Source organism: Allobosea sp. 05L423 (assembly GCF_056397745.1).
This window is the reverse complement of record NZ_JBFTOA010000001.1, coordinates 406,278-427,596: the sequence shown is the minus strand read 5'-3', so window position 1 is coordinate 427,596 and position 21,319 is coordinate 406,278. Positions and strand designations below refer to the sequence as shown.

20 protein-coding genes and 1 other RNA gene are annotated in these 21,319 nt (G+C 64.5%); 6 read left to right on the top strand and 15 right to left on the bottom strand.

The features are described from left to right. Position 1: 1 nt before the first annotated feature. From AC1DNE_RS02080 to AC1DNE_RS02070, 3 genes are all read right to left on the bottom strand, one after another. Entirely contained in the window at positions 2-1,315 is a 1,314-nt protein-coding gene (locus AC1DNE_RS02080; protein WP_441469635.1) for an NAD(P)/FAD-dependent oxidoreductase, read from the bottom strand. Continuing rightward, positions 1,312-3,609: a molybdopterin guanine dinucleotide-containing S/N-oxide reductase gene (locus AC1DNE_RS02075; RefSeq protein ID WP_441469636.1), complete on the bottom strand. Its 2,298-nt coding sequence runs from the start codon at positions 3,607-3,609 to the stop codon at positions 1,312-1,314. Before AC1DNE_RS02075 ends, AC1DNE_RS02080 begins: the two co-directional genes overlap by 4 nt. Before the next feature lie 70 nt (positions 3,610-3,679). Then, positions 3,680-4,963, bottom strand: a complete 1,284-nt coding sequence (locus tag AC1DNE_RS02070; RefSeq protein ID WP_441469637.1) for an ABC transporter substrate-binding protein — start codon at positions 4,961-4,963, stop codon at positions 3,680-3,682. 336 nt (positions 4,964-5,299) lie between these two features. Here AC1DNE_RS02070 and AC1DNE_RS02065 point away from each other — a divergent pair, with 336 nt between their 5' ends. Continuing rightward, positions 5,300-6,022 carry a GntR family transcriptional regulator gene (locus tag AC1DNE_RS02065; RefSeq protein WP_441469638.1) on the top strand — a complete coding sequence of 241 codons (723 nt, stop codon included), beginning with the start codon at positions 5,300-5,302 and terminating at the stop codon, positions 6,020-6,022. A gap of 28 nt (positions 6,023-6,050) precedes the next feature. Here the strand turns inward: AC1DNE_RS02065 and AC1DNE_RS02060 are convergent, their stop codons facing one another. From AC1DNE_RS02060 to AC1DNE_RS02005, 12 genes are all read right to left on the bottom strand, one after another. After that, entirely contained in the window at positions 6,051-6,995 is a 945-nt protein-coding gene (locus AC1DNE_RS02060; RefSeq protein ID WP_476840900.1) for a branched-chain amino acid ABC transporter permease, read from the bottom strand. A 7-nt stretch (positions 6,996-7,002) separates the two neighbouring features. Then, complete coding sequence (locus AC1DNE_RS02055) at positions 7,003-7,905, bottom strand: branched-chain amino acid ABC transporter permease (RefSeq protein WP_476803723.1); 903 nt, start codon at positions 7,903-7,905, stop codon at positions 7,003-7,005. Next, positions 7,902-8,630: an ABC transporter ATP-binding protein gene (locus AC1DNE_RS02050; protein ID WP_441469641.1), complete on the bottom strand. Its 729-nt coding sequence runs from the start codon at positions 8,628-8,630 to the stop codon at positions 7,902-7,904. Before AC1DNE_RS02050 ends, AC1DNE_RS02055 begins: the two co-directional genes overlap by 4 nt. Beyond that, positions 8,627-9,406: an ABC transporter ATP-binding protein gene (locus AC1DNE_RS02045; protein WP_441469642.1), complete on the bottom strand. Its 780-nt coding sequence runs from the start codon at positions 9,404-9,406 to the stop codon at positions 8,627-8,629. The genes AC1DNE_RS02050 and AC1DNE_RS02045 overlap by 4 nt, the downstream gene beginning before the upstream one ends. A 55-nt stretch (positions 9,407-9,461) precedes the next feature. Next, positions 9,462-10,631, bottom strand: coding sequence for a pyridoxal phosphate-dependent aminotransferase (locus AC1DNE_RS02040; protein ID WP_441469643.1), 1,170 nt, complete (start codon positions 10,629-10,631; stop codon positions 9,462-9,464). Beyond that, complete coding sequence (locus tag AC1DNE_RS02035) at positions 10,628-11,044, bottom strand: RidA family protein (RefSeq protein WP_441469644.1); 417 nt, start codon at positions 11,042-11,044, stop codon at positions 10,628-10,630. Before AC1DNE_RS02035 ends, AC1DNE_RS02040 begins: the two co-directional genes overlap by 4 nt. A 386-nt stretch (positions 11,045-11,430) precedes the next feature. Next, complete coding sequence (locus AC1DNE_RS02030) at positions 11,431-12,804, bottom strand: NRAMP family divalent metal transporter (protein WP_441469645.1); 1,374 nt, start codon at positions 12,802-12,804, stop codon at positions 11,431-11,433. Between the two features lie 178 nt (positions 12,805-12,982). Continuing rightward, positions 12,983-13,816 carry an ABC transporter permease gene (locus tag AC1DNE_RS02025; RefSeq protein WP_441469646.1) on the bottom strand — a complete coding sequence of 278 codons (834 nt, stop codon included), beginning with the start codon at positions 13,814-13,816 and terminating at the stop codon, positions 12,983-12,985. Continuing rightward, the gene (locus tag AC1DNE_RS02020) at positions 13,770-14,579 is read right to left on the bottom strand and encodes an ABC transporter ATP-binding protein (RefSeq protein WP_441469647.1); all 810 of its coding nucleotides are present in this window, start codon (positions 14,577-14,579) and stop codon (positions 13,770-13,772) included. The genes AC1DNE_RS02025 and AC1DNE_RS02020 overlap by 47 nt, the downstream gene beginning before the upstream one ends. Before the next feature lie 462 nt (positions 14,580-15,041). Further along, the gene (locus AC1DNE_RS02015; RefSeq protein ID WP_441469648.1) at positions 15,042-15,614 is read right to left on the bottom strand and encodes a cytochrome b; all 573 of its coding nucleotides are present in this window, start codon (positions 15,612-15,614) and stop codon (positions 15,042-15,044) included. 18 nt (positions 15,615-15,632) lie between these two features. Beyond that, positions 15,633-16,622, bottom strand: a complete 990-nt coding sequence (gene mbfA, locus AC1DNE_RS02010; RefSeq protein WP_441469649.1) for an iron exporter MbfA — start codon at positions 16,620-16,622, stop codon at positions 15,633-15,635. 364 nt (positions 16,623-16,986) lie between these two features. Then, positions 16,987-17,889: a thymidylate synthase gene (locus AC1DNE_RS02005; protein WP_476765533.1), complete on the bottom strand. Its 903-nt coding sequence runs from the start codon at positions 17,887-17,889 to the stop codon at positions 16,987-16,989. A 226-nt stretch (positions 17,890-18,115) separates the two neighbouring features. Here AC1DNE_RS02005 and AC1DNE_RS02000 point away from each other — a divergent pair, with 226 nt between their 5' ends. The 5 genes from AC1DNE_RS02000 (at position 18,116) to fumC (ending at position 21,315) form a co-directional block, all read left to right on the top strand. Further along, positions 18,116-18,310 carry a hypothetical protein gene (locus AC1DNE_RS02000; protein ID WP_441469651.1) on the top strand — a complete coding sequence of 65 codons (195 nt, stop codon included), beginning with the start codon at positions 18,116-18,118 and terminating at the stop codon, positions 18,308-18,310. A 342-nt stretch (positions 18,311-18,652) separates the two neighbouring features. Next, a complete protein-coding gene (locus tag AC1DNE_RS01995) occupies positions 18,653-18,883 on the top strand; it encodes a hypothetical protein (protein ID WP_441469652.1) in 231 nt (76 codons plus the stop codon). A gap of 38 nt (positions 18,884-18,921) precedes the next feature. Next, positions 18,922-19,277, top strand: a transfer-messenger RNA (tmRNA) gene (ssrA, locus tag AC1DNE_RS01990). A 56-nt stretch (positions 19,278-19,333) separates the two neighbouring features. Beyond that, complete coding sequence (locus tag AC1DNE_RS01985) at positions 19,334-19,909, top strand: SspB family protein (RefSeq protein WP_441469653.1); 576 nt, start codon at positions 19,334-19,336, stop codon at positions 19,907-19,909. Positions 19,910-19,920: 11 nt separating this feature from the next. Further along, positions 19,921-21,315 carry a class II fumarate hydratase gene (fumC, locus tag AC1DNE_RS01980; RefSeq protein ID WP_441469654.1) on the top strand — a complete coding sequence of 465 codons (1,395 nt, stop codon included), beginning with the start codon at positions 19,921-19,923 and terminating at the stop codon, positions 21,313-21,315. Positions 21,316-21,319: the final 4 nt, after the last annotated feature.

The window sequence follows — 21,319 nt, the reverse complement described above, 5'->3', positions numbered from 1 at the left end:
GTCAAAGCCCCGCTTGCTTGTCCTGCCAGCGCGCCTGCGCGATCGCGAAGGACGGAGCGGCCACGGCGAGCGTGCGCAAGGGAATGCCCCCCGGATGCGCCAATCCAATCGGCAGATCCTGGAGGCGGGTGCCTCCCGCGGCTGCGGCCATGACCTCGCCGAGCATGGCGGTCAGTGCGATACCGCGCCCGTTGCAGCCGATCCCACCGAGGAAACCCGGCCCAAACTCGTAGAGATGCGGCAGGAAATCGGTCGTCATCGCCGCGGTGCCGCGCCAGACGAAAGCGGCCTCGGGCCTTTCCGGCAGGGCGAGTTCGCGCCGGAGGCGCGCGACGATCATGCGCGCCATGCGCTCTTCGGCCCTGACCGGCAGCATCGCCATGCCGCCGCTGATCAGGCGGTTGTCGCGGTCGAGACGGTAGGTCAGGAGGTTCGCGCGCGTATCAGCGATGGGATTCCGGCGGGGCGAAATCCTGCGGACGGTCTCCTCGTCGAGCGGCTGCGTAGCGACCTGATAGACCGTGAGCGGCACGGTCGACCGGCCGAGGCGGCGCGCCACGCCCTGCTCGAAGGCATTGGTGCAGAGCAGCACCTGACCGGCTTGAACCTTGCGTCCCCCGCAGACGAGGCGCCAACCGCTTCCCGAACGCTCGACGCTGTCCACCGGGCAGCCCTCATGGATATGCCCCCCGGCGGCGATCACCGCACCAGCGAGGCCATAGGCATAGTTCAGGGGATGGAGCATGCCGCCGCTCGCGTCGAACAGGGCGCCGGCGCAATGCTGCAGCCCGGAACGACCGCGCGCGCTCGCCTCGTCCAGCATGACGACCGGCCTGCCGAGTTCCTGCCAGGCTTCGGCACGGCGCGAGAGCATCTCCGCCGTCCCAGGCGAATGGGCGACTTGCATCCAGCCGACCTGCTCCGCGTTGCAGGCGATATCGTGGTCGCGGATCGTCGCGAAAACCCGGTCGGCACCGGCGCCGATCATGGTGAGGAGGTGCTCTCCACGCTCCCGTCCAAGCCGCGCGATGACGGCGGCCGGATCGGCCTTGGCGAAGTTCGGGACGACGAACCCGGCGTTGAGGCCGCTGGCCCCCGAGCCGATCGCATCCGCCTCCAGCACGACCAACCTGGCGCCTGTCCTGGCAAGATGCAGCGCCGCGGTCAGGCCGGTAAAGCCGGCACCGATGACCGCGATATCCGCGGTGATATCCGCCGCGAGCGTGCTGGTGTTCGGTCGCGGTGCGGCCGTGCTCCACCAGACCGTCCTTCGGTATTGTGGCGTCGCCGGATCGTATCGCCTCGCTGGCGTCATCGCGTCGTGAACTCCGGCAGATCGAAGGCGGTGACAGGGGGAAGCTCCCCCGTCCAGGGAGCGATCTCGACGAGGCAGCTTTGCGCGCTGCAGCCCTGGGACAGGGTGGAGGCCGGCTCGTCGAGCGTCAGCACGTTCGGGTTGCCGTGCCGGTCGAGCCCCGTCGCAGGATCAGGGTCGTACCAGGCGCCGGTGCAGAGGCGCGCGACGCCCGGCATGATCTCGTCGCTCAGGATCGCCCCGGCCAGGCAGCGTCCGCGATCGTTGAACAGCTCGACCACTTGCCCTTCGGCTATGCCGCGGGCGGCCGCGTCGGCCGGGTTCAGATAGACTGGCTCGCGCCCGGCGATCTTGCCGGCGCGGCTATGGGGGCTCGCGTCGAGCTGGCTGTGCAGCCGCCGCGCCGGTTGATCGGTCAGCAGATGCAAGGGGAAACGCTTCGCTTTATCGGCGCCCAACCACTCTGTGGGTTCCCGCCAAACCGCGTGGCCCGGACAATCGGGCAATCCAAAGCCGGCAACCCGCCGCGAGTGGATCTCGATGCGGCCGGACGGCGTTCCCAGCGGGTTGCGCTCCGGATCGGCAACGAAGGCCGCGAGCATCGTCGCCGGGCGATCATGCGCCGTCAGATCGACGAGCCCCGTTCGCCAGAAGCTCTCGAACTCGGGCAGCGTGATGTTACGCCCCTGATTGATCTTGCGGCTTTCGTCATAGAGGCGACGCAGCCAACCCATCGTGTCGAGGTTTTCGGTGAAGGTTTCGGCGCAACCCAGCCGGGCGGAGAGCGCCGCGAAGATATCGTAATCGTCGCGGGCTTCGTTCTCGGGAGGCACGGCGCGCTTCATCGCCACGAGAAAGGCTTCCAGTGTCGCGGAGCCGATATCGTCGCGCTCGAGTGTCGTCGTGGCGGGCAGGACAATATCGGCGCGCTTGGCCGTCGCGGTCCAGTACTGCTCGTTGACCACGATCGTCTCCGGCTTTTGCCAGGCCCGCCTCAGGCGGTTGAGATCCTGATGATGGTGGAAGGGATTGCCTCCCGCCCAGTAGATCAGGCGGATGTCGGGATAGGCGAAGCTCCCACCGTCATAGGTGAAGGGTTCACCCGGCCCGAGCAGCATGTCGGCGATCCGCGCGACGGGAATGAAGTCGGGAATGCCGGGGCGTCCTTGCGAGAGTGTCGGCCCCTTCACCCTGGCATGCGCGCTGCCCACCAGATTGGCGGCGCCGTAGCCGAGGCCGAAGCCGCCGCCGGGGCGACCGATCTGCCCGAGCATGGCTGCCAGCGAGATCACCGCCCAGAACGGCTGCTCGCCATGGCTGGCGCGCTGCATCGACCAGGAGACGTTGAGCATGGTCCGCGACGCGGCCATGCGCCGCGCCAGCGCGGTAATCGTCGCCGCCGGCACGCCACTGATCGCCTGCGCCCATTCGGGAGTCTTGGCGATGCCGTCGGAGGCTCCCGTCAGATAGGACGCAAAGGCGTGGAAACCGACGCAGAAGCGCTCGAGGAAGTCGTGATCGACGAGGCCCTCCGAGAACAGGACGAAGCCGAGCGCGAGCATCACGGCCGTGTCGGTGTTCGGCCTGCACGGAAGCCATTCGGCTCCCGCCTGCGCTGCGCCGATATTGTCGCGGACGGGGCCGATATTGACGAATTGCACGCCGGCCTCGCGCATCATGGCGAGACCATGCGCCACGCCGTGCAGCGCGACGCCGCCGGCGTTCATCTGCGCATTCTTCACCGGCACCCCGCCGAAGGTGACGAAGAGCTCGGTATGCTCAGCCATCACCTCCCAGGAGGTATGGCTCGCCATGAGCTCGTCCATGCTGGCGACGATGTGTGGCAGCACCACGTTAGCGGCGCCGAGGCTGTAGGAGTCGACATGTCGGACATAGCCGCCGGCGGCGTTGAGGAAGCGGTGCACCTGGCTCTGCGCATGGTGGAAACGCCCCGCGCTCGACCAGCCATAGGAACCGCCGAAGATCGCGCTGTTGCCGAAACGCTTGCGGACACGCTCGATTTCGCAGGCGACGAGGTCGAGCGCCTCGTCCCAGGGGACCTCGACAAAAGCGTCCTGCCCGCGTCGTTCCGGTGACGCGCCAGGTCCATCGCGCAGCCAGCTTTCACGGATCGCTGGCCGCCGCACCCGCAGGCGCTTCAATGCGGGATCGAGTTGGTGCAGGCCGATCGGGTTCGGGTCGGGATCGCGCCGGAACGGAGCGATGGCGGGATCGGTCCCGGTCCGCGGCTCGACTTCGTAGAGCCCCCAATGCGACAGCGTGTAGTTCGTCATGGCCCTCTCAGCCGGTCGGCCCGGGCCGCGAGCACGGCCCGGGTCCGTCCGGAACCTAGCCCCCTATGTGTCAGCCATCGATCTGCTTGAACAGCTTCTGCATGTCTTCGGTCGAGAAGCTGCGGTCGATGACGAGATTGGAGCCCTCGACACGCCAGGCCAGGGCCGGACCGCTGACGTCGCCGTTAGCGTCGAACTCAACCGGCCCGGTCGCCCCGAAATACTTGATCGGCGCGCCCTTCGCGATCAGCGCGAGCGCCTTCTTGAACTCGGCAGGACCGGTCGAGACCGCTTCTCCCCCCGCCACATGGCTCTTGCGGATCGCGTCGCGGATGGAGGTTCCCGAGAGGTCCGGAGCGATGTTCATCGCGAGGCCCAGCACCATCACCGCGTCGTAGATATTGTAGATGCCTGGGCCGGCCGCGCTCGCCTTGAACTCGGCCTCGAAGGCTTCTTTGAAGACGTTGACGGAAGGTCCAGCGGCCGAGGCATTGTCCGTGCCGAACGCCTTGGCGAGGTATTTCTCGCCGACCGCCTTGACGAAGTCCGGGCTGCGCAGGGCGTTGTTGAGGATCAGGTTCTGCGTGCCGCCGAGCGATATCCATTCGCGCGCGATCGTTGCGCCATCCTGCGGGAAGGCGACGAGGAACATCGCATCCGGCTTCTCGGCAAGCGCGGAGGCGACCTCGGCCCGGTAGGAGGCCTGGTTCTCGTTGAAGCCGACGGTCTTGACCACCTTGCCTCCGAACGCCTCGGTCGCGCGCGTGAAGTCCTTGACCAGGCTCGTGCCGTAATCGGTGTTGACGTAGATCATCGCGATGCGCTTCCAGCCGCGCTCGGCCGCGATTTTCGCCGGCGGGTAAGCGAGGTTCTTCACAGTCGGAAAGGTTCGGAAGAAGAAGCCGCCGGTCTTCCCCTCCTGCGCCATCGTCGTGAGGATCGGCGCGGACGAGCAGCAGGCGATCTGCGGAATCTTGGACGGCACCGCAACCGAGGTCAGGACGGGAATGGTGACGCCGCTGGAGATCGCCGCGGTCAGCGCCGCGACCCGCTCGACCTCCACGAGGAACTTGGCGGCGTCGACGCCGACATTGGGCTGCCCCTGATCGTCCCGCAGCACAAGCTGCACCTGGCATCCCTTGACGCCGCCGCCGGCATTGATGTGCTGCACGGCGAGTTGGGCGCTGTTGGCGATGTTCTTGCCCACCGCTCCCATCGATCCTGTGAGCGACAGGACGCCGCCGATCTTGACCGGGCAGGACACGCTCTGAGCCAGAACCTGCGACGGCGCCAGCGCTGACCCGGCAGCGCCTACCGCGCAGGCGAGCAGCAGGCTCCTGATTATGCTCGACATGGCTTTCCCCTCTTTTATGCCTTGGTCGAAACGGCTTCCCGACGGCCCTCCGGACGCGTCGGGTTACCAGAGATGATCTTGCATCATTTGATCATAAGAGCACACAAACGCCATGGGGTAAAGCGGCCGCCACGCACCCTCTGGAAGTATGATATCAGCCTGATATTTATGCGGTTTTGTGCGCGAGAGTCGCCGTTCGACTTTGGCTTTCATCTCTAATCCGAACGCAGCGAAGCGAGCCTTCGCGCGCTCGGGAGCCAAGCGACGGCTTGTCCCGGCATGGCTAGCGTCCTATGCTGCAAATCGAAGCATCGTTTGATCAAAAAGTGATCTGGAATGGCCATCGATTTCCTTGAGCCGGTCTCGTCGCGCTCGACGATCCAGGACGGAGTCTACAGGCAGCTGCGGCATGCACTGATGTCCGGACATTTCGAACCCGGGCAGACGCTGACGATCGCCTTTCTGGCGGAGACGTTCCAGACGAGCCACATGCCGGTGCGCGAAGCACTGCGTCGCCTGACCGCGGAGAATGCGCTCGTCGTGGTCGCCAACGGATCGGCCAAGGTGCCTACCGTCAGCCTCGCCGGCCTGAACGATCTGTGCCTCACGCGCATCGCGCTGGAGACGCTTGCCGCGAAGCTCGCCACCGAGCGCAGCACGGCGGAAGACCGCAAGCGCTTCGCCGCGCTGATGCTGGAGCATGAGGCCGCCACGGCCGAGCGCAACCTCGCCAAGATGCTCGGCCGGAACCAGGAATTCCACTTCGCCGTCTACGACAGCTGCGGCTCGCCCGTGGTGGTGCAGTTCATCCAGACGCTCTGGCTGCGCTTCGGCCCCTATATGCGCATGCTGTCGAACTATATCGAGCCCCTGCTCGTGTCCGACAGCTACAGGCCTAGCTCCCATCATCGCGACCTCGTGGCGGCGATCGAGGCCGGCGATGCGCGCGCGGCCGCCAAGGCGGTGAAGGGCGACATCGAGACGACGCAGGATCTCCTGCGCCGGCTGTGTCGCGACGAGGTCGAGAATTCACCGCCGAAGCGCAAGAAAGGGAGCTGAGCCGCGATCGCGTCGCGGCTGGCCTCCATCAGGCGGCGTGACGGGACGTCGTGCTTCGTTCGCCGATCAGGCCGCGAGGGCGCAGCAGCAGCGTCAGCACGAGGATGAGGCCGATGACCACAGACTGGAGCGCGCCGCCATAGGCCTGATATTGCGCGGGAACCAACTGGGCTGTCGCGGCGCCGATCAGGGTCCATAGCGCCCAGACCAGGATCGCGCCCAGGATCGCGCCCTTGTTGTTGCCGCTCCCGCCGATGATCAGCATCGTCCAGATCTGGAAGGTCAGGATCGGCATGAAGTCGGAGGGGCTGACGAAGCCGACGAAGCCGACATAGAGCGCGCCGCCGAGCCCCATCAGCATCGACCCCAGCACGAAGGCCTGGAGCCGGAAAAGGCTGACATCCTTGCCGAGCGTCTGCGCGGCGATCTCGTCCTCTCGGATTGCCTTCAGCACGCGCCCCCAAGGCGACGCGACGATCTTCTGCAGGCCGCCATAGACCAGCGCGACGATCACCAGAACCAGCCCGAGATAGCAGAGATTGTTGACGATGGGCGAGCCGGACAGGCCGCGGGCGGGGTTGGGGATCGATGCGACGCCCATCGCGCCGCCGGTCAGCGGCTCGGCGTTCAGGGCGAGGAGCTGGATCGTCGAGGCGATGCCGAAGGTCGCGATCGCGAGATAGTCGTCGCGCAGCTTGAGCGTGGCCAGGCCGATGATCAGCGCTGCGAAGGCCGAGGCGACCATCGCACCTGCCAGCCCGACCAGCCAGGGAAGCCCGAAGTTGCCGATGAGCTCAGGGCGTGGCGGCGCAGTCAGGATGGCGAAGGCATAGGCGCCGATCGCATAGAAGCCGACGATACCGGCGTTGAAGAGGCCGGGGGAGCCCCACTGCAAATTGAGACCCAGCACGACCACCGCGAAGATCAACGCGACGCTCGTGAAAAAGACGAGATAGGATAACAGACCGATCATTCCGCCCTCACGCGCGTGTCGACTTGGCGAAGAGCCCCTGCGGCCGGAGATACAGCACGAGCAGGAGCAGCAGGAACGGCACCGCAGGCTTGAAGCTTGCGGGAATGACCAGAACGGAGAGGCTCTCGGCCAGCCCGACGATCAGCCCGCCGACGACGGCACCGAAAAGGCTGCCGGACCCGCCGAGCACAGCCGCGGTCAGGACCGCGAGCAGCATGTTGAAGCCGAGCTCCGGCCGGATCTGGACGGTGAGTCCGGTGAAGACGCCGGCGCAGGCCGCCAGCATGCCGGCCAATAGCCAGGTCCAGCGAATGACACTCGCCGTATCGATGCCGCAGGCCTGCGACAGCGCCGGGCTGTCCGCCATCGCGCGCATCGCGATGCCGACGCGGCTCGACTGCAGGAAGAGGTGCAGCGAGAGCACGAGGACGAAGGTCAGGGCCAGCACGAAGACATGATCCGGCATCAGACGGACGTCGGGCAGGATCTCGACCGCGATCTGAAGCTCCTGGCTGTAGTAATGCGCGTCCGGTCCCCATAGCAGCAGGACCAGATTACGCAGCATCAGCGCGACGCCGAAGCTGGCGAAGACCAGCGTGAGAGCCGCGGCCCGCCGCGAGCGCAGCCGGCTGAAGACGAGCCTGTCGACCGCGATCGCGACCAGCCCGGTGCCGATGCCCGCGAGCACCGTCGCCGCGATCAGCGGCAGGCCGAAGGACAGGGGGCCGATCGGCTCGGCCGTTCCCATCAGGCTCACCAGTGCCAGCGCGAGATAGGCGCCGACCGTCAGCATCTCGGCATGGGCGAAGTTCGCGAATTTGAGGATTTGCGCGCTCAGCGAATAGCCGATCGCGCCGAGCGCCAGAATGCCGCCTGTCAGGAGGCCGTCCACAATCGCCTGGCCGATCATGGCGCTCTCCGGGATCCGAGGAAGGCTTCGGCGATCGCGGCGTCATCGAGCAGATCGCGCGCGGTACCCGCCATGTGGTTGCGACCCTCGACCAGGACGTAGCCCCTGTCGGAGACGCGCAGAGCCGCTTTCGCATTCTGTTCGACCATCAGCACGGCGACGCCGCTATCCGCCAGCGCGCGCAGATCGGCCAGAACCTCCTGGACGATCTTCGGCGCAAGCCCCGCCGTCGGCTCGTCGAGCATGATCAGCCGCGGCTCGGTCATCAGGGCGCGGGCCACCGCCAGCATCTGGCGTTGACCGCCCGACAGGACGTTGGCGGCCGAACGCCGATGGCCGGCGAGCGCGGGGAACCGCTCGAAGGCGCGCGCGAGCCGCTCGCGCAGCAGTGCCTTGGGAAGGATGTGCCCGCCTGCGATCAGATTGTCCTCGATCGAAAGCGTGGCGAAGACATTGCCGGTCTGGGGTACGAAGCCGACACCGGCCGCGATGATCGCGTGGGTCGATCGTCCGGTGATGTCATGATCGTCGAGATGGATGGTGCCCCCTTCGATCATGACGAGCCCGGCGAGCGCCTTCATGAAGGTCGACTTGCCGGCGCCGTTGGGACCGACGAGGGTGACGAGTTCGCCAGCGGCGACATCGACCGAAATGTCGTGGACGATCGGCAGACCGCGGCGATAGCTGGCGCGCAGGTTGCGGGTGACGAGAAGCGGCCCGCTCACAGCGCCAGCTCCGTCACATCGCCCAGATAGGCGTCGACCACACGCTGTTCGCGGACGACGTCCTGCGGACTGCCCGAGAAAATCAGCTGCCCTTGCGCCATGACGATGATCGATCCGCAGATCCGCATCACCATGTCCATGTTGTGCTCGACGATGAGGAAGCCGATCCCCCTCGCGTTCAGTGCCACGATCTTCTCGATCAGCGTCTCCAGCAGCGCCGGATTGACGCCGGCCGCCGGCTCATCGAGCAGGATCAGCCGCGGCTCCACCATCATCACCCGCGCAAGTTCGAGCAGCTTCTGCTGACCGCCCGAAAGCACGCCCGCGGGGTCCTGCGCCTTGGCGGCCAGCCCCGTGAAGCCGAGCACCTCCATGGCGCGCTCGCGGCAGCGTCGCTCCTCCTCGCGAACGAGCGACGGCCGAAACCAGTTGTTCCAGAAGCGCTCCCCGGCCTGCGCGACGGGGGCCAGCATGACGTTTTCGAGCACCGTCATCTGCGGGAAGGGGCGCGGAATCTGGAAGGTGCGGGCCAACCCCTCGCGGAAGATCCGATCCGGTCGAAAACCCGTAATCGGCCGGCCGGCAAAGGTGATTTCTCCCGAGCTCGGCCTGACCTCGCCTGCGATCAAGCCGAAGAGCGTGCTTTTGCCGGCGCCATTCGGGCCGATGAGCCCGGTGATGCCGCCATTCGCGATGGAGAAGGTGACGTCGTCGACGGCGCGCAAGGCGCCGAAGCTGCGGGAGAGGCCGCGGGTTGCAAGGATGACGTCGCTCATCTCGTCATGCCGCCCCGAATGGTGAAAGGTCGCTTTCTGGCAGTCATCGCCCGGATCACAGCCGATTGAAGAAGCTGCTCAGGCGATCCATGCCCTCTTCCAGTCTCGCGAAGCCCTCCGAGCCGAAGCAGATGCGCAGATGTCCCTCGCCCGCCGCGCCATAGAAGCTGCCGGCTTCGACGACGACATGGGCCTGCTCGAGGATCATATCGGCGAGAAGCTGGGATGGCAGGCCGGTGCCCGAGATGTCGGGAAACGCATAGATGGCGCCTTGCGGCAGGGCACATCGCACGCCCGGCATCTGGTTCAGCCGCTGCACCACGAAATCGCGTTTGCGGCGATCCTCCTCGACCAGCGCGGCGAGAACGTCGCCCGGCCCGGTGATCGCCGCATGGGCGCCGGCCTGGATGAACGTGTTCACATGCGTGACGTCGTTCGCCGTGATCTTGAGCAGTCCGGCCATGGCCCAGGCGGGCGCGGCGAGATAGCCGATGCGCCAGCCGTCCATCGCGAAGGACTTGGTGAAGGCGAAGGCCGAGAAGGTCCGCTCGGCCATGCCGGGAAGCGAAGCGATGCTGCAGTGCTCCGCCCCGTCATAGACGATGTCCTCATACACCTCGTCGGCGAAGACCAGCAGGTCGTGCCGGCGCGCGAGTTCCGCGAGCCCCTCGAGCTCGGCCCGCGTGAACACCCGCCCCGTCGGGTTTACCGGATTGACGAGCACGATCATTCGCGTCCGGCTCGTGATCCGGCTTTCGATGCGCTCCGGCGCGAGCCTGAAATCATCGGCCGGGTCGAGCGCCGCGAAGACGGGCTTGGCTCCGGCGAGCTCGATCTTGCCGATATGCTGCGGGTAATGGGGATCGATCAGGATGACCTCGTCGCCCTGGTCGAGAAGCGCCATGAAGACGGCGAAGGCCGCATGCGTCAGCCCGTTCGTGACGAGAACGGTCTCGGGCTCGGCCGCGATGCCGTTGCGCGCTTGCAGCTTCTCCGCGAGGACATTCCGCAACCGCGCCGTTCCGGGCAAGTCGCTGTAGTGGACATCACCAGCGAGCAAGGCGTCGATCGTGGCCCGCTTGATGTGCTCCGGCGTGTCCGCTGCCGGCCGCCCCAATTCCAGATGAATCAGATCATGGCCGGCACCGCGCAGCGCCGCCGCCTTCTGGTACATGCCGAAGGATTTCTTCGGCGTTCCCGAAATCCGCTGGGCAACGCGCTTCATCGTCCGGCCTCCTCGGATGCGACGGCGCTCGCCTGAGCCCGCCGCGCAACCGCCTCGATCTCGACCTTGATCTCCTCGACCGGAAAACCGCAGAGGATCGTCGTATTGGTCGGCCGCGGATCGACAAACTGTTCACCGAGGACTTTGGATACGGCGAGAACATCGCCGCGCTCGGCGAGGTAGACGCGCACCGACACGATATCGGCGAGGGACGCATCGGCCTGCGCCAACGCTTCCGCGATTGTCTGCAAGGCACGGCGGGCCTGATCCTCGGCCAAGGCCGGAAAGGCCCCGCTCACCGGATCATAGCCAGCCGTCCCCGACACGAAGATCCAGTCCCCGTCGACGAGCGCGCGCGAATAGCCGGCCAGCTCCTCAAACTTCGAACCCGAGTAGATCGCTCGCCGGCCCATGGGCTTCCTATGAGTGCTCGTTTGATCAAATAATCGATTCTGCTTTTAGCATATCCGGAATGACATGCAACGGGTGGAGTGCAGCGTTTTCGGGAGTGAAATGCCGGGAGGCCCGCACAGCTCGCGGTCGCGGCCAAAAGGGCATCAATCGGCACCCCTTCGAGAAGAGATACAATCTCAATGCTCAATCATCTTATTGGAACAAGTGTATTCAGGCGATATTGAGGATATTAACGCCTAATATATAGAATTCACACGCAATACAGACACATACATCCGCGAACTTCAGGCAACTTTATTCGGGAATAAAACTTTGGCGACCCGGCGCATAACTTTCAAAATTGCCGAAGACATTGAGTCATTTGAGATAATTCTCAACATAAAATTCAAAGCAGAAGAAAACCCGCACTTGCGATCGCCATCACCGCTGTCGCGATCCAACCACCTGCAACGAGGGCGCGCGGCAGAACCAGACGCCCCATCACGCGCCGGTTTGTAGCGATCAGCATGATCACCACCATCAATGGAGCCGCAAGCACCCCATTGAGTACGGCACTCCAGTAAAGCGCCTTGACCTCGTCGATGCCGGCGAAGTTGAGGCCGAGACCGGCGACCGTAGCGACGGCGATTGTCGCATAGAAGGCTTTTGCTTCCCGAGGGCGATGGTCCAGCCCCTCGGGCCAGCGAAACGTCTCACTCGTGGCATAGGCGACAGAGCCGGCGAGAACGGGAATGGCGAGCATCCCGGTCGCGATGATGCCGGTGGTAAAGAGTGCAAAGGTATAGGCTCCCGCGATGGGGCGGAGCGCCTCTGCCGCCTGCGCCGAAGTCTGGATATCGGTGATGCCGTGGGCGTTGAGCGTGGCGGCCGTGGCGAGAATGATGAACAAGGCGATCGTGTTGGAAACGCCCATGCCGACCAGAGTGTCGATCCTGATGCGCGTCAGCTCCCCGCCCGCATCCTTGGGGGAAACGAACAACGGCTTGATGTGACGCCGATGCAGTTCCTCGACCTCCTGGCCCGCCTGCCAAAAAAAGAGGTAGGGGCTGATGGTGGTCCCGAGCACGGCAACCAGCGCCATGGCATGGGCGCTATCGAAAGTCAGGTGCGGAACGAAGGCGCCGCGCAGCGCGGCAGCGAGCGGTACGCCGGATATGAAGACGACGGCGACATAGGCGAAGAGCGAGAGCGTCGCCCATTTCAGCACGGCAGCATAGCGCTCATAGCTCATATAGGCTTGCAGCAGTACAGAGAGAACGGCGAACCCGACAGTATAGAGGTGCTGCGAGCCGCCGATCAGAAGCTTGAGCGCAGAACCCATCGCGCCCAGATCGGCGCCGAGGTTGAAGACATTGGCGACGACGAGCAACAACAGCACGCTGCGCAGCAGCCAGGGCGAGTAGTGCCGCCGCAGATTGCTGGCGATGCCGCGGCCGGTCACCGAGCCGATCCGCGCGCTGATCGCCTGAATGGCGACCATCAGGGGAAAGCTGAACAGCATTGTCCAGGCGAGGCCGTAGCCGAACTGTGCGCCGACCTGACTGTAGGTCGCAATTCCGCTGGGATCATCATCGGCAGCGCCGGTCACCAGCCCCGGACCCAGCAGCGCGATGAATCGCCTGCCCGGAGAGGCCGAAGCAGCATCTACGGCGGCTCCTTCGCGAGGAGGCGTGGCCTCCGGCTTCGAAGCGGCGCTCGCACCCGCCGCCTCGTCCGCAGCCACCCCCTGCATCATGTCAGCGCGATTGCGATCATTCATTTTGCGATCCCGGCCCTGCCCGTCGCGTGCACGACCGGCGCGGCACATTCGTCCATGATCGAAGAAGTTGGCTGGACGGCCTGAGGAATCCGCCGGAACTCGCCGGATGCGGCATTGAGGCGCCACGCCTCACGCGGAACCTCCGAGATCGCGGGAATGCCATGGATGCCTCCTGCCGTTACGTCGTGAGACGGGGGTACATGCGTGCTGCGATGGCGACGAGAACAGCGGTCGTTGCCAGCAGCACGGCACAGTCGACAGGCAGTCCGTAACGGCTTTGGCCTCCGACGAGCATCAGCGCCCGCAGCGCGTCAACCTGATAGGTCAGCGGATTTGCCAGGGAAACCGCCTTCAACCAGCCGGGCATGATCTCGATCGGATAGATCGCATTGCTGGCGAAGAAGATCGGCATGGTCAGCACCTGGCCGATACCCATGAAACGCTCACGTGTCTTCACGATGCAGGCGATGATGAGCGAGAAAGTCGAGAAGAGGGCCGACCCCAGCGCGATCAGCCCTGCAACCGCCAGAAGATTGAGCGGATTGAAATCGATCGCGATCCCGAGAAGCCAGGCAAGCAGATAGACCACCGCCGCCTGCGCAAGCCCACGTATACCGGCTGCGGTAGCCTTCCCCAGCACCAGCGCGCTGCGCGGTGCCGGGCTCACCATGTAGCGATGCAGGACGCCCAGATCCCGCTCCCAGATCGCCGCTATGCCGTAGAAGATGGCGGCGAACAGCACGCTCTGAGCCAGGATGCCCGGTGCCAGAAAGTCGAGATAGCGGACATTGCCAGTAGCAAGTCCGCGCACTTGCGCCATGACCTCGCCAAACAGCAAAAGCCAGATCACCGGCTGGATGGCCCGGGTCAGGATTTCGCTGGGATCATGCCTGAGTTTGCGGAACTCCGCATCCGCGACCGCATGGATCTGGGTGAAGAAACCCGCGATCCCGGCCAGACCGGCGCTAGTTTCGTCCGATGGCGCTGCGGCGCGATTGACGCGCATCTCCATAGTCGCCTCCTGTTTCGATGTCATGCCCGGCTATGGCAGCGAAGACATCATCGAGCGTCGCTGTCGGACCGATTTCGGCTTTGAGCTGCGCCGGGGTTCCGACCTTTTCGAGCCGCCCGCGGTGCAAGATCCCGACGCGATCGCAGAGCTCCTCGACCTCCTCCATCACATGTGTCGTAATCAGGATCGTCGTCTCGAAACGCTGCCTCAAATCGCGGATATGGTCCCAGATCGCATTGCGCGCGACGGGGTCGAGCCCCACGGTGGGCTCGTCCATGATCACGAGCGCGGGCCTGTGCAGCGTGCTCTGGGCGATTTCGAGGCGCCGCAGCATGCCGCCGGAATAGTGCTGCGCCAGACGGTCCTCCGCATCGGCTAGCCCAATCATCGAAAGAGCTTCGGCGATCCGTGCGGCGCGCTCCTTTCGGGGGATGAGATAGAGCCGAGCCGACAGCAACAGGTTCTCGTAGCCCGTCAGCGCGCCGTCCGCCGACAGGAGTTGCGGGACATAACCGATACGCGATCGCAGCCGCTGCGGCTCTTTGCGGAGATCGCAACCCGCGACCGACGCATCTCCGCCGGTTGGCGGCAACAGCGTGGTCAACATTTTGATAAGTGTGGATTTACCGGCGCCATTCGGCCCGATCAGGCCGAAAATCTCGCCGTGATTCACGGTGAGATCGACATTGTTCACGACCATGTTCCGGTCAAACGCCTTGCAGAGGCGGACCGTGTCAATCACCGCGCCTTGCGTGTCCGACATGACCAGGCCTTTCTCGCATCATCGCAGCTTCGGCCGAGGCAACGCGTATGACGGCTTTGGCTATCGCCCCCGTCCACGAGCGCGACCACCTGCGATTCCGTGACGCTCCGAAGCGCCGGGCTCAGCAGCACAACTGAACTTTGCACGGTGCCAGGGTGTTCCGTTTGATTTGCGTCAAAACCGACGAGAGACGCGCTGATGGCCCCGCGCTGCTTTCGGCGCGCACAAACGGACGCTGACTATGATCTCGCCGCTGCTTCCGCCTTTTTTGATAGCTGGAATCTGTTCTCGCTTGGTCCCTTGAGCACCGTACGGCGTACGGTCTTCGAAACTCCCGGGCGGCGCTCGGTCAGCGGTTCTTCGATAAGTCCATAGCCTGCGGAACAGATGCTCGTTGAAGTCCTCGTGGGCAGGCACTCCCGGCACCATGCCGCCGCATGGGCCGGGCCAAAACCCTTCACATTAATGGCCGCCGGGCGGTCGCTGGGAAGCGGACATTCCGCCGCTTGTGAACCAAATTCGCTTCAGCACGCCATCCTTGTAGGCATAGTGGTGCCACAATGCGGCCACCGCATGAAACGCCGCCAAGCAGATCAACGCGTTGGCGGCGAGTTCGTGCCAGCCGTTGATCGAGCGACGCAGAGCGCGGTCATCAGCTGCAAAGGACGGTATTTGGACCAAGCCGAACAGGTCCCATCCTCTGGCTGCCACATTGACGACGCCGAGAACCAGGGTGACCGCCAGAACGGCATATAGGAGCCAGTGCACGGCCTGCTCGGCTATCCGGAGAACACCCGTATTGATGGAGGGAAGACGGCGGCCTGATGACACGCGCCACCGAACTCGAACGCCATAGACCAATATCAGCCCCACCCCGGCCGCGATGTGGATGGACCACATGCCATGACGCCATTCACGCGGCAGCAGAGCTTCGCTTTGAGCCATGAGCCACAAAAGCAGCACAAGCGCAGCTGTCAGCCAATGCAGAGCGATGGTAGTCGAGTCATACCGCGTCAGGTCGGAATTATGCTGCATGGTGGTTCCGTTTGTTCTTCACGCGCCGCCGATGAGGATGCCGGTCGCCAGAACAAGCAGACCGCCCAGAATGATCTGGAACATGGCTCGGCCGATCGGCGTCTCCATGTAGCGATTTTGGATCCAGACAATCGCCCAGAGTTCGACGAAAACGACACAGAGCGCGATGATCGTAGCGGTCCAGAATTGAGGGATGAGGTAGGGCAATGCATGCCCGAGTCCGCCCAACGCTGTCATGACGCCGGAAGCGACGCCGCGCTTCCACGGCGGTCCGCGTCCCGAGAGCTTGCCGTCGTCGTGGGCTGCTTCTGTGAAGCCCATCGAGATACCAGCACCGACCGAAGCAGACAGGCCGATCAAGAATGTCGTCCACGTGTTCTGTGTCGCGAACGCGGTCGCGAAGATCGGCGCCAACGTCGAGACCGAGCCGTCCATCAGTCCGGCGAGGCCAGGCTGGACCCATGTCAGGACAAACTGACGCTTGGCGTGCTCCGCTTCAGTCTTCCCTTCGTCGCCGCTCGTCAGGCTGTCTTCGAGAGCCAGTGCCGTCCGCTCATGCTTCGCCTCGGCGGCGGCAAGATCTCCCAGCAGCTTGCGTGTTTCTGCATCGGAGCTGCGGGATGCGGCCAGCCGGTAGAAGGCTTCCGCCTGCCGCTCCATATCTGCGGCTTCCGCCCGGGCGCGCTCCAGCGGCAGCGATTTTACCAGCCATAGCGGCCGCCGCGCATAGAAGCCTTCGACGTGCTCGCGACGAATGGGAATGACCGTGGATCCGAACCGGCGCACATAGAGGTCGAGCAAACTGCGACGGTGCTCATTTTCTTCCGCCGCCATCGCATCGAACATCGCAGCCGAAGCTGGATACCGCTCGCCCAGATTTGCCGCGTAGGCTGCGTAGATGCGGCCGTCTTCCTCCTCGGCGAGAATCGCGAGGGAAAGGACCTCCTGCGGGCTGAGGTCATCGAACCGTCGCCGGGCAGGCCGAAAGAGCGAGAAGAACGCGGGCAAGACGTCACCAACAAACAGGAGTTCTCGACACTCTTTAGAAACATTCTAATGTTGAGTCCAGTCTGGTATCTCCCGGCGCTGGGTGAGGTCGTGCGATACCGAGGCGCGCAAACGGCCGCGGGGGCTCAGGACTCGTTGATCACAGCCAGAAGGTAACGGCAGCCGCGACGCAGGCGGCCGCGAGAAAGTTTGCGGCGCATCGATCGTGGCGAGTTGCGGCGGGCGGCAAGACCCCGAGCTCAGGTTTGCGCCTTTCTGCGATCGCTCAGCAGGAACAAGCACCCATCACGGCATCCGCCCAGGCGGCCGTTCGCGCCTTTGCCGGACGGTCGGATCGTCTCAAGTTGGTCCGCGGTAGCTAGGCTCAGACCGCGACGTCCGCCTTGATGACGGCGTGAGGCAAATAGCCCTCCACTTCAAAGTCCTCGATCCGATAGTCGTCGATGCTGGCTGCCTGCCGCACCAGACGCATTTTCGGGAACGGACGCGGATCACGGCTCAATTGCTCCCGGGCCTGGCCGAGATGATTGAGGTAGAGATGAACGTCTCCCCCAAACCAGACAAAGTCGCCCAGCTTTAATCCCGCCTGTTGCGCAATCATCATTTGAAGGGCGCAACAGTTCACCCAGTTGAACCCTACTCCAAGGAGCAGATCTGCTGACCTTTGGAAGCAAAGAGAATTCAGCCGCCCATCGGAAGTGACGTGGTATTGATAGACCATATGGCAAGGCGGTAAGGCCATTTGACTTAGCTCGGCCACGTTCCAACCGTGAAATAGCATTCGGCGGCTGGACGGATTGTTCCGTAGAGTGCTGATCAGATCCGCGATCTGGTCGTGTTCGCGACCATCAGCGCCCAACCAGCGCCGCCATTGCTTGCCATAGACGGGACCCAGATCGCCCCAACGCGCGGCAAATGCATCATCCTCCGCGATGCGCTTCTCGAATTCGGACTGGCTGATGTCCGTGCCGGTTTCGCGACGGTAGGTGGCGAGCGGCCAGTCGGTCCAGATTCGTACATTCTCGCGGATCAGCGGCTGAATGTTGGTCTGCCCGGTCAGAAACCAGAGCATCTCTTTCACCGCAGTCTTCCAGAAGACTCGCTTGGTTGTAAGAATGGGTACCGTCCCATCCGACAGGTCAAATCGAGCCATGGCGCCGAAGATGGACCGCGTGCCGACGCCGGTACGATCCAGCCGCTCGTCGCCCCGCTCCAGCACGTCGGAAAGAAGGTCGAGATACTGGTATTCCGGGTGCCGCCTGGTCATTCCTGCCTCCTGAAATTGCGCGACCATTGTCGCAGCAACCCTCATCCTCTCGCGAAGTCCTACTTCACAGTTGAAGGCGGACGAACATAGCGGCTCTGCGGCGCCTTGGCCCCCCTTGTCGCTGCGGACATCCCCAGCCTTTGCATGCACTCCCGCCGGCCGACGGCAGGAACGATGCCAGAGGCCCCCGGTTGCCGTCTCCGGAACGCCAGAGGGAGACATTTCCATGCTTTCGCGTAGATCGTTCCTGGCGCTCGCCGTCTCCGGCCCGTTCTGGCTCCTGGGCTATGCGGGCCACGCCCAGGCGCCCGAGACGATCGACCCCGCGCCGCCCCCAGTCTCGATGGACGAGGCCAGGCGAATCGCCCCCGAGAACGGCTTCGTCCGCGTCGAGGAGGCCAAACTCGACAAGGACGCTTGATAAGGTCGAGGGGCGGGACAGCACGGGCGCCGAAATCGAGATTGGCCTGCGCGCCAGTGACGGTGTCGTCATCAAGATGGAGCGCGAGCGTCCGGCCTCCGTCAAGGCGGAACGCAGCTAGCGCATTCTTGAGCGCGACACCGGCGCGCGTGAAGAAAATGCGATCGGATAAGGAGTTGGAGCATTTTCGCGCCGGAAGGAGACGCAGAGATGCGCCAGGGCTCACGCCATTGCGACTGGCCGTGAACGTCCGCATCCGCAAACCCGCCTCAATCCGGGCCGCTCATCGCGGCCTGATTCGTGGGGAATATGTCGATGTGGATGAAAACGACCGGAACCGGCTTGCTGGTCGCGCTCGCGCTGAACGGTCTCATCGCGGTGGCCGGGCATGCGCGGGAAGTGGATGCCATCATTTCGGAAAGCGAAGCCCGGAACATCGCCTGGAGCGCCGGCCTCGTCCATGTCGAGGAAATAACCCGCGCCGACGACCGCTGGGAGATATCCGGCCGCAGCGTCGACGACGACGAGATGATCCTCGACATCGACATTAGAAATGGTCGCATTCTCGATTGAGGCCCGAATGCCGCATTGCCTGTCGAAATCGGCTCAGCACTCTTTCCCCGCGCCGCTGCTGCGCCTATATTCGTCATTGCCACTCGCAAGAGCGGCTATGGCGATAAACGGATTTCGGAATAAGCCTTTCGGACCCGGGGGCAGTACCCGGCGCCTCCACCAAAGCCCTGATCTTTCAGGGTTTTGGCGGGGGCGAAATAGGATCGACGAGGGTGTAAAAGTTGTCCTTTTGCTCGGCATGGTTCCGCCGTTATCGGGCCAAAGCATAGTTGCCAACGACAACAATGCTCGGGTTGCTGTCGCCGCGTAAGCGGTGCTGGTTCCCAAACCAAAGCCCTTGCGCTTAGCCGCGTAAGGCGGGGCCCGGAGGCGCCTGGCAACAGAAGCCTCCACTTTCATTCTGGCCTGCCGGCTGTTCCCGCCGGAGCAGCAAGCGGAAAAACGCACCCGATGTCCAAAGATGTTCTTCGTTACGATCTGATGGTGCAGGAAGCGCTGAAGGGCGTCGTCCGCAAGATCCTGACGGAGGCGGCGCGGGACGGCCTGCCCGGCGAGCATCATTTCTACGTCACCTTCCGGACCGGGGCGCCCGGTGTGCGCTTGTCGCAGCGCCTGCGCGAGAAGCACCCGGACGAGATGACGATCGTCCTCCAGCACCAGTTCTGGGACCTCAGCGTCAGCGACCATGCCTTCGAGGTCGGCCTGTCCTTTTCGGGTGTGCCGGAGCGGCTGCTCATCCCCTTCGATGCGGTGACGACCTTCTTCGACCCCTCCGTGCAGTTCGGCCTGAAGTTCGAGACGCAGGGCGAGCCGGAGGAGGCAGGTGCCCCGCAGTCCGAGTCGGTTGCTGCCCCCGCTCCCGTTCCCACCAAGGTCGTGCCGACCGGCGTGCCCGCGCTGAAGACGCGGGCCTCGGCGGCAGAGGACGCGGACAAGGGCAGCGACGCGGCGATCGGCGAAACCGATGACGACGGCAAGAGCGGCGCCGAAGTCGTCAGCCTCGATTCCTTCCGCAAGAAGACCTGACGGACCTTCCCATGACCGAGACGCGCACCGAAACCGATTCCTTCGGCCCCATCGCTGTGCCTGCGGACCGGTATTGGGGCGCGCAGACGCAGCGCTCTCTGGAGAATTTCCGGATCGGCGGCGAGCGTGAGCGCATGCCGCTGCCGCTGGTTCATGCCCTCGTGCTGGTCAAGAAGGCGGCGGCTCATGTCAACGCCCGGCTCGGGCTGCTCGACCAGCGCGTTGCCGGCGCCATCGGCCAGGCCGCAGACGAAGCGCTCGCCGGCAAGTTCGACAGCCATTTTCCGCTGGTGATATGGCAGACCGGCTCCGGCACCCAGTCCAACATGAACGCCAACGAGGTGCTGGCGAACCGGGCAAACGAGCTGCTCGGTGCCGGCCTTGGCGCCAAGAGCCCGGTCCATCCCAACGACCACGTCAATCGCGGCCAGTCCTCGAACGATGCCTTCCCGACTGCGATGCATATCGCGGCCGTGCTCGAGATCACGCGCAAGCTGCTCCCGGCCCTGCGCAACCTCGAAAAGGCGCTGAACGCCAAGGCCGAGGCCTTCAGGCATCTCGTCAAGATCGGTCGCACCCATCTGCAGGATGCCACGCCCGTCACGCTCGGCCAGGAATTCTCCGGCTATGCGATGCAGCTCCATCTCGGCATCGGCCGGATCGAAGCCGCGCTCGGCGGGCTCTACGCGCTGGCGCAGGGCGGCACAGCCGTGGGCACCGGCCTCAATACCCATCCCGATTTCGCCGTGCTCTTCGCCAAGGAGGTCGCGACGCTGACCGGCCTGCCCTTCCGCACGGCCGAGAACAAGTTCGAGGCGCTGGCAAGCCACGGCGCACTCGCTGCCGCCCATGGCTCGCTGGCTGCGCTCGCTTCCGACCTGTTCAAGATCGCCAACGACATCCGCCTGATGGGCTCCGGCCCGCGCTCCGGTCTCGGCGAGATCAGCCTGCCGGAGAACGAACCCGGCTCCTCGATCATGCCCGGCAAGGTCAACCCGACTCAGGCCGAGGCTCTGACCATGGTCGCGACCCAGGTCCACGGCAACCAGGCGACGATCGGCTTCGCCGCAAGCCAGGGCCATTTCGAGCTCAACGTCTTCAAGCCGGTCATCGCCGCCGCCTTCCTGCAGTCGGTCCGGCTGCTGGCCGACGCGGCCGAAAGCTTCCGCACCAACTGCGTGGAGGGCATCGAGGCCAACGAGACGCAGCTCAAGGAACTGCTGTCGCGCTCACTCATGCTGGTAACCGCCCTGGCTCCGGCGATCGGCTATGACAAGGCGGCGAACATCGCCAAAGCCGCGCACCACAACGGCACGACGCTGCGCGAGGAAGCGCTCAAGGCTGGTGTCGACGCCGATCTCTTCGATAGGACGGTCAAGCCCGAGCAGATGCTCGGCCCGCGCTGAGGGA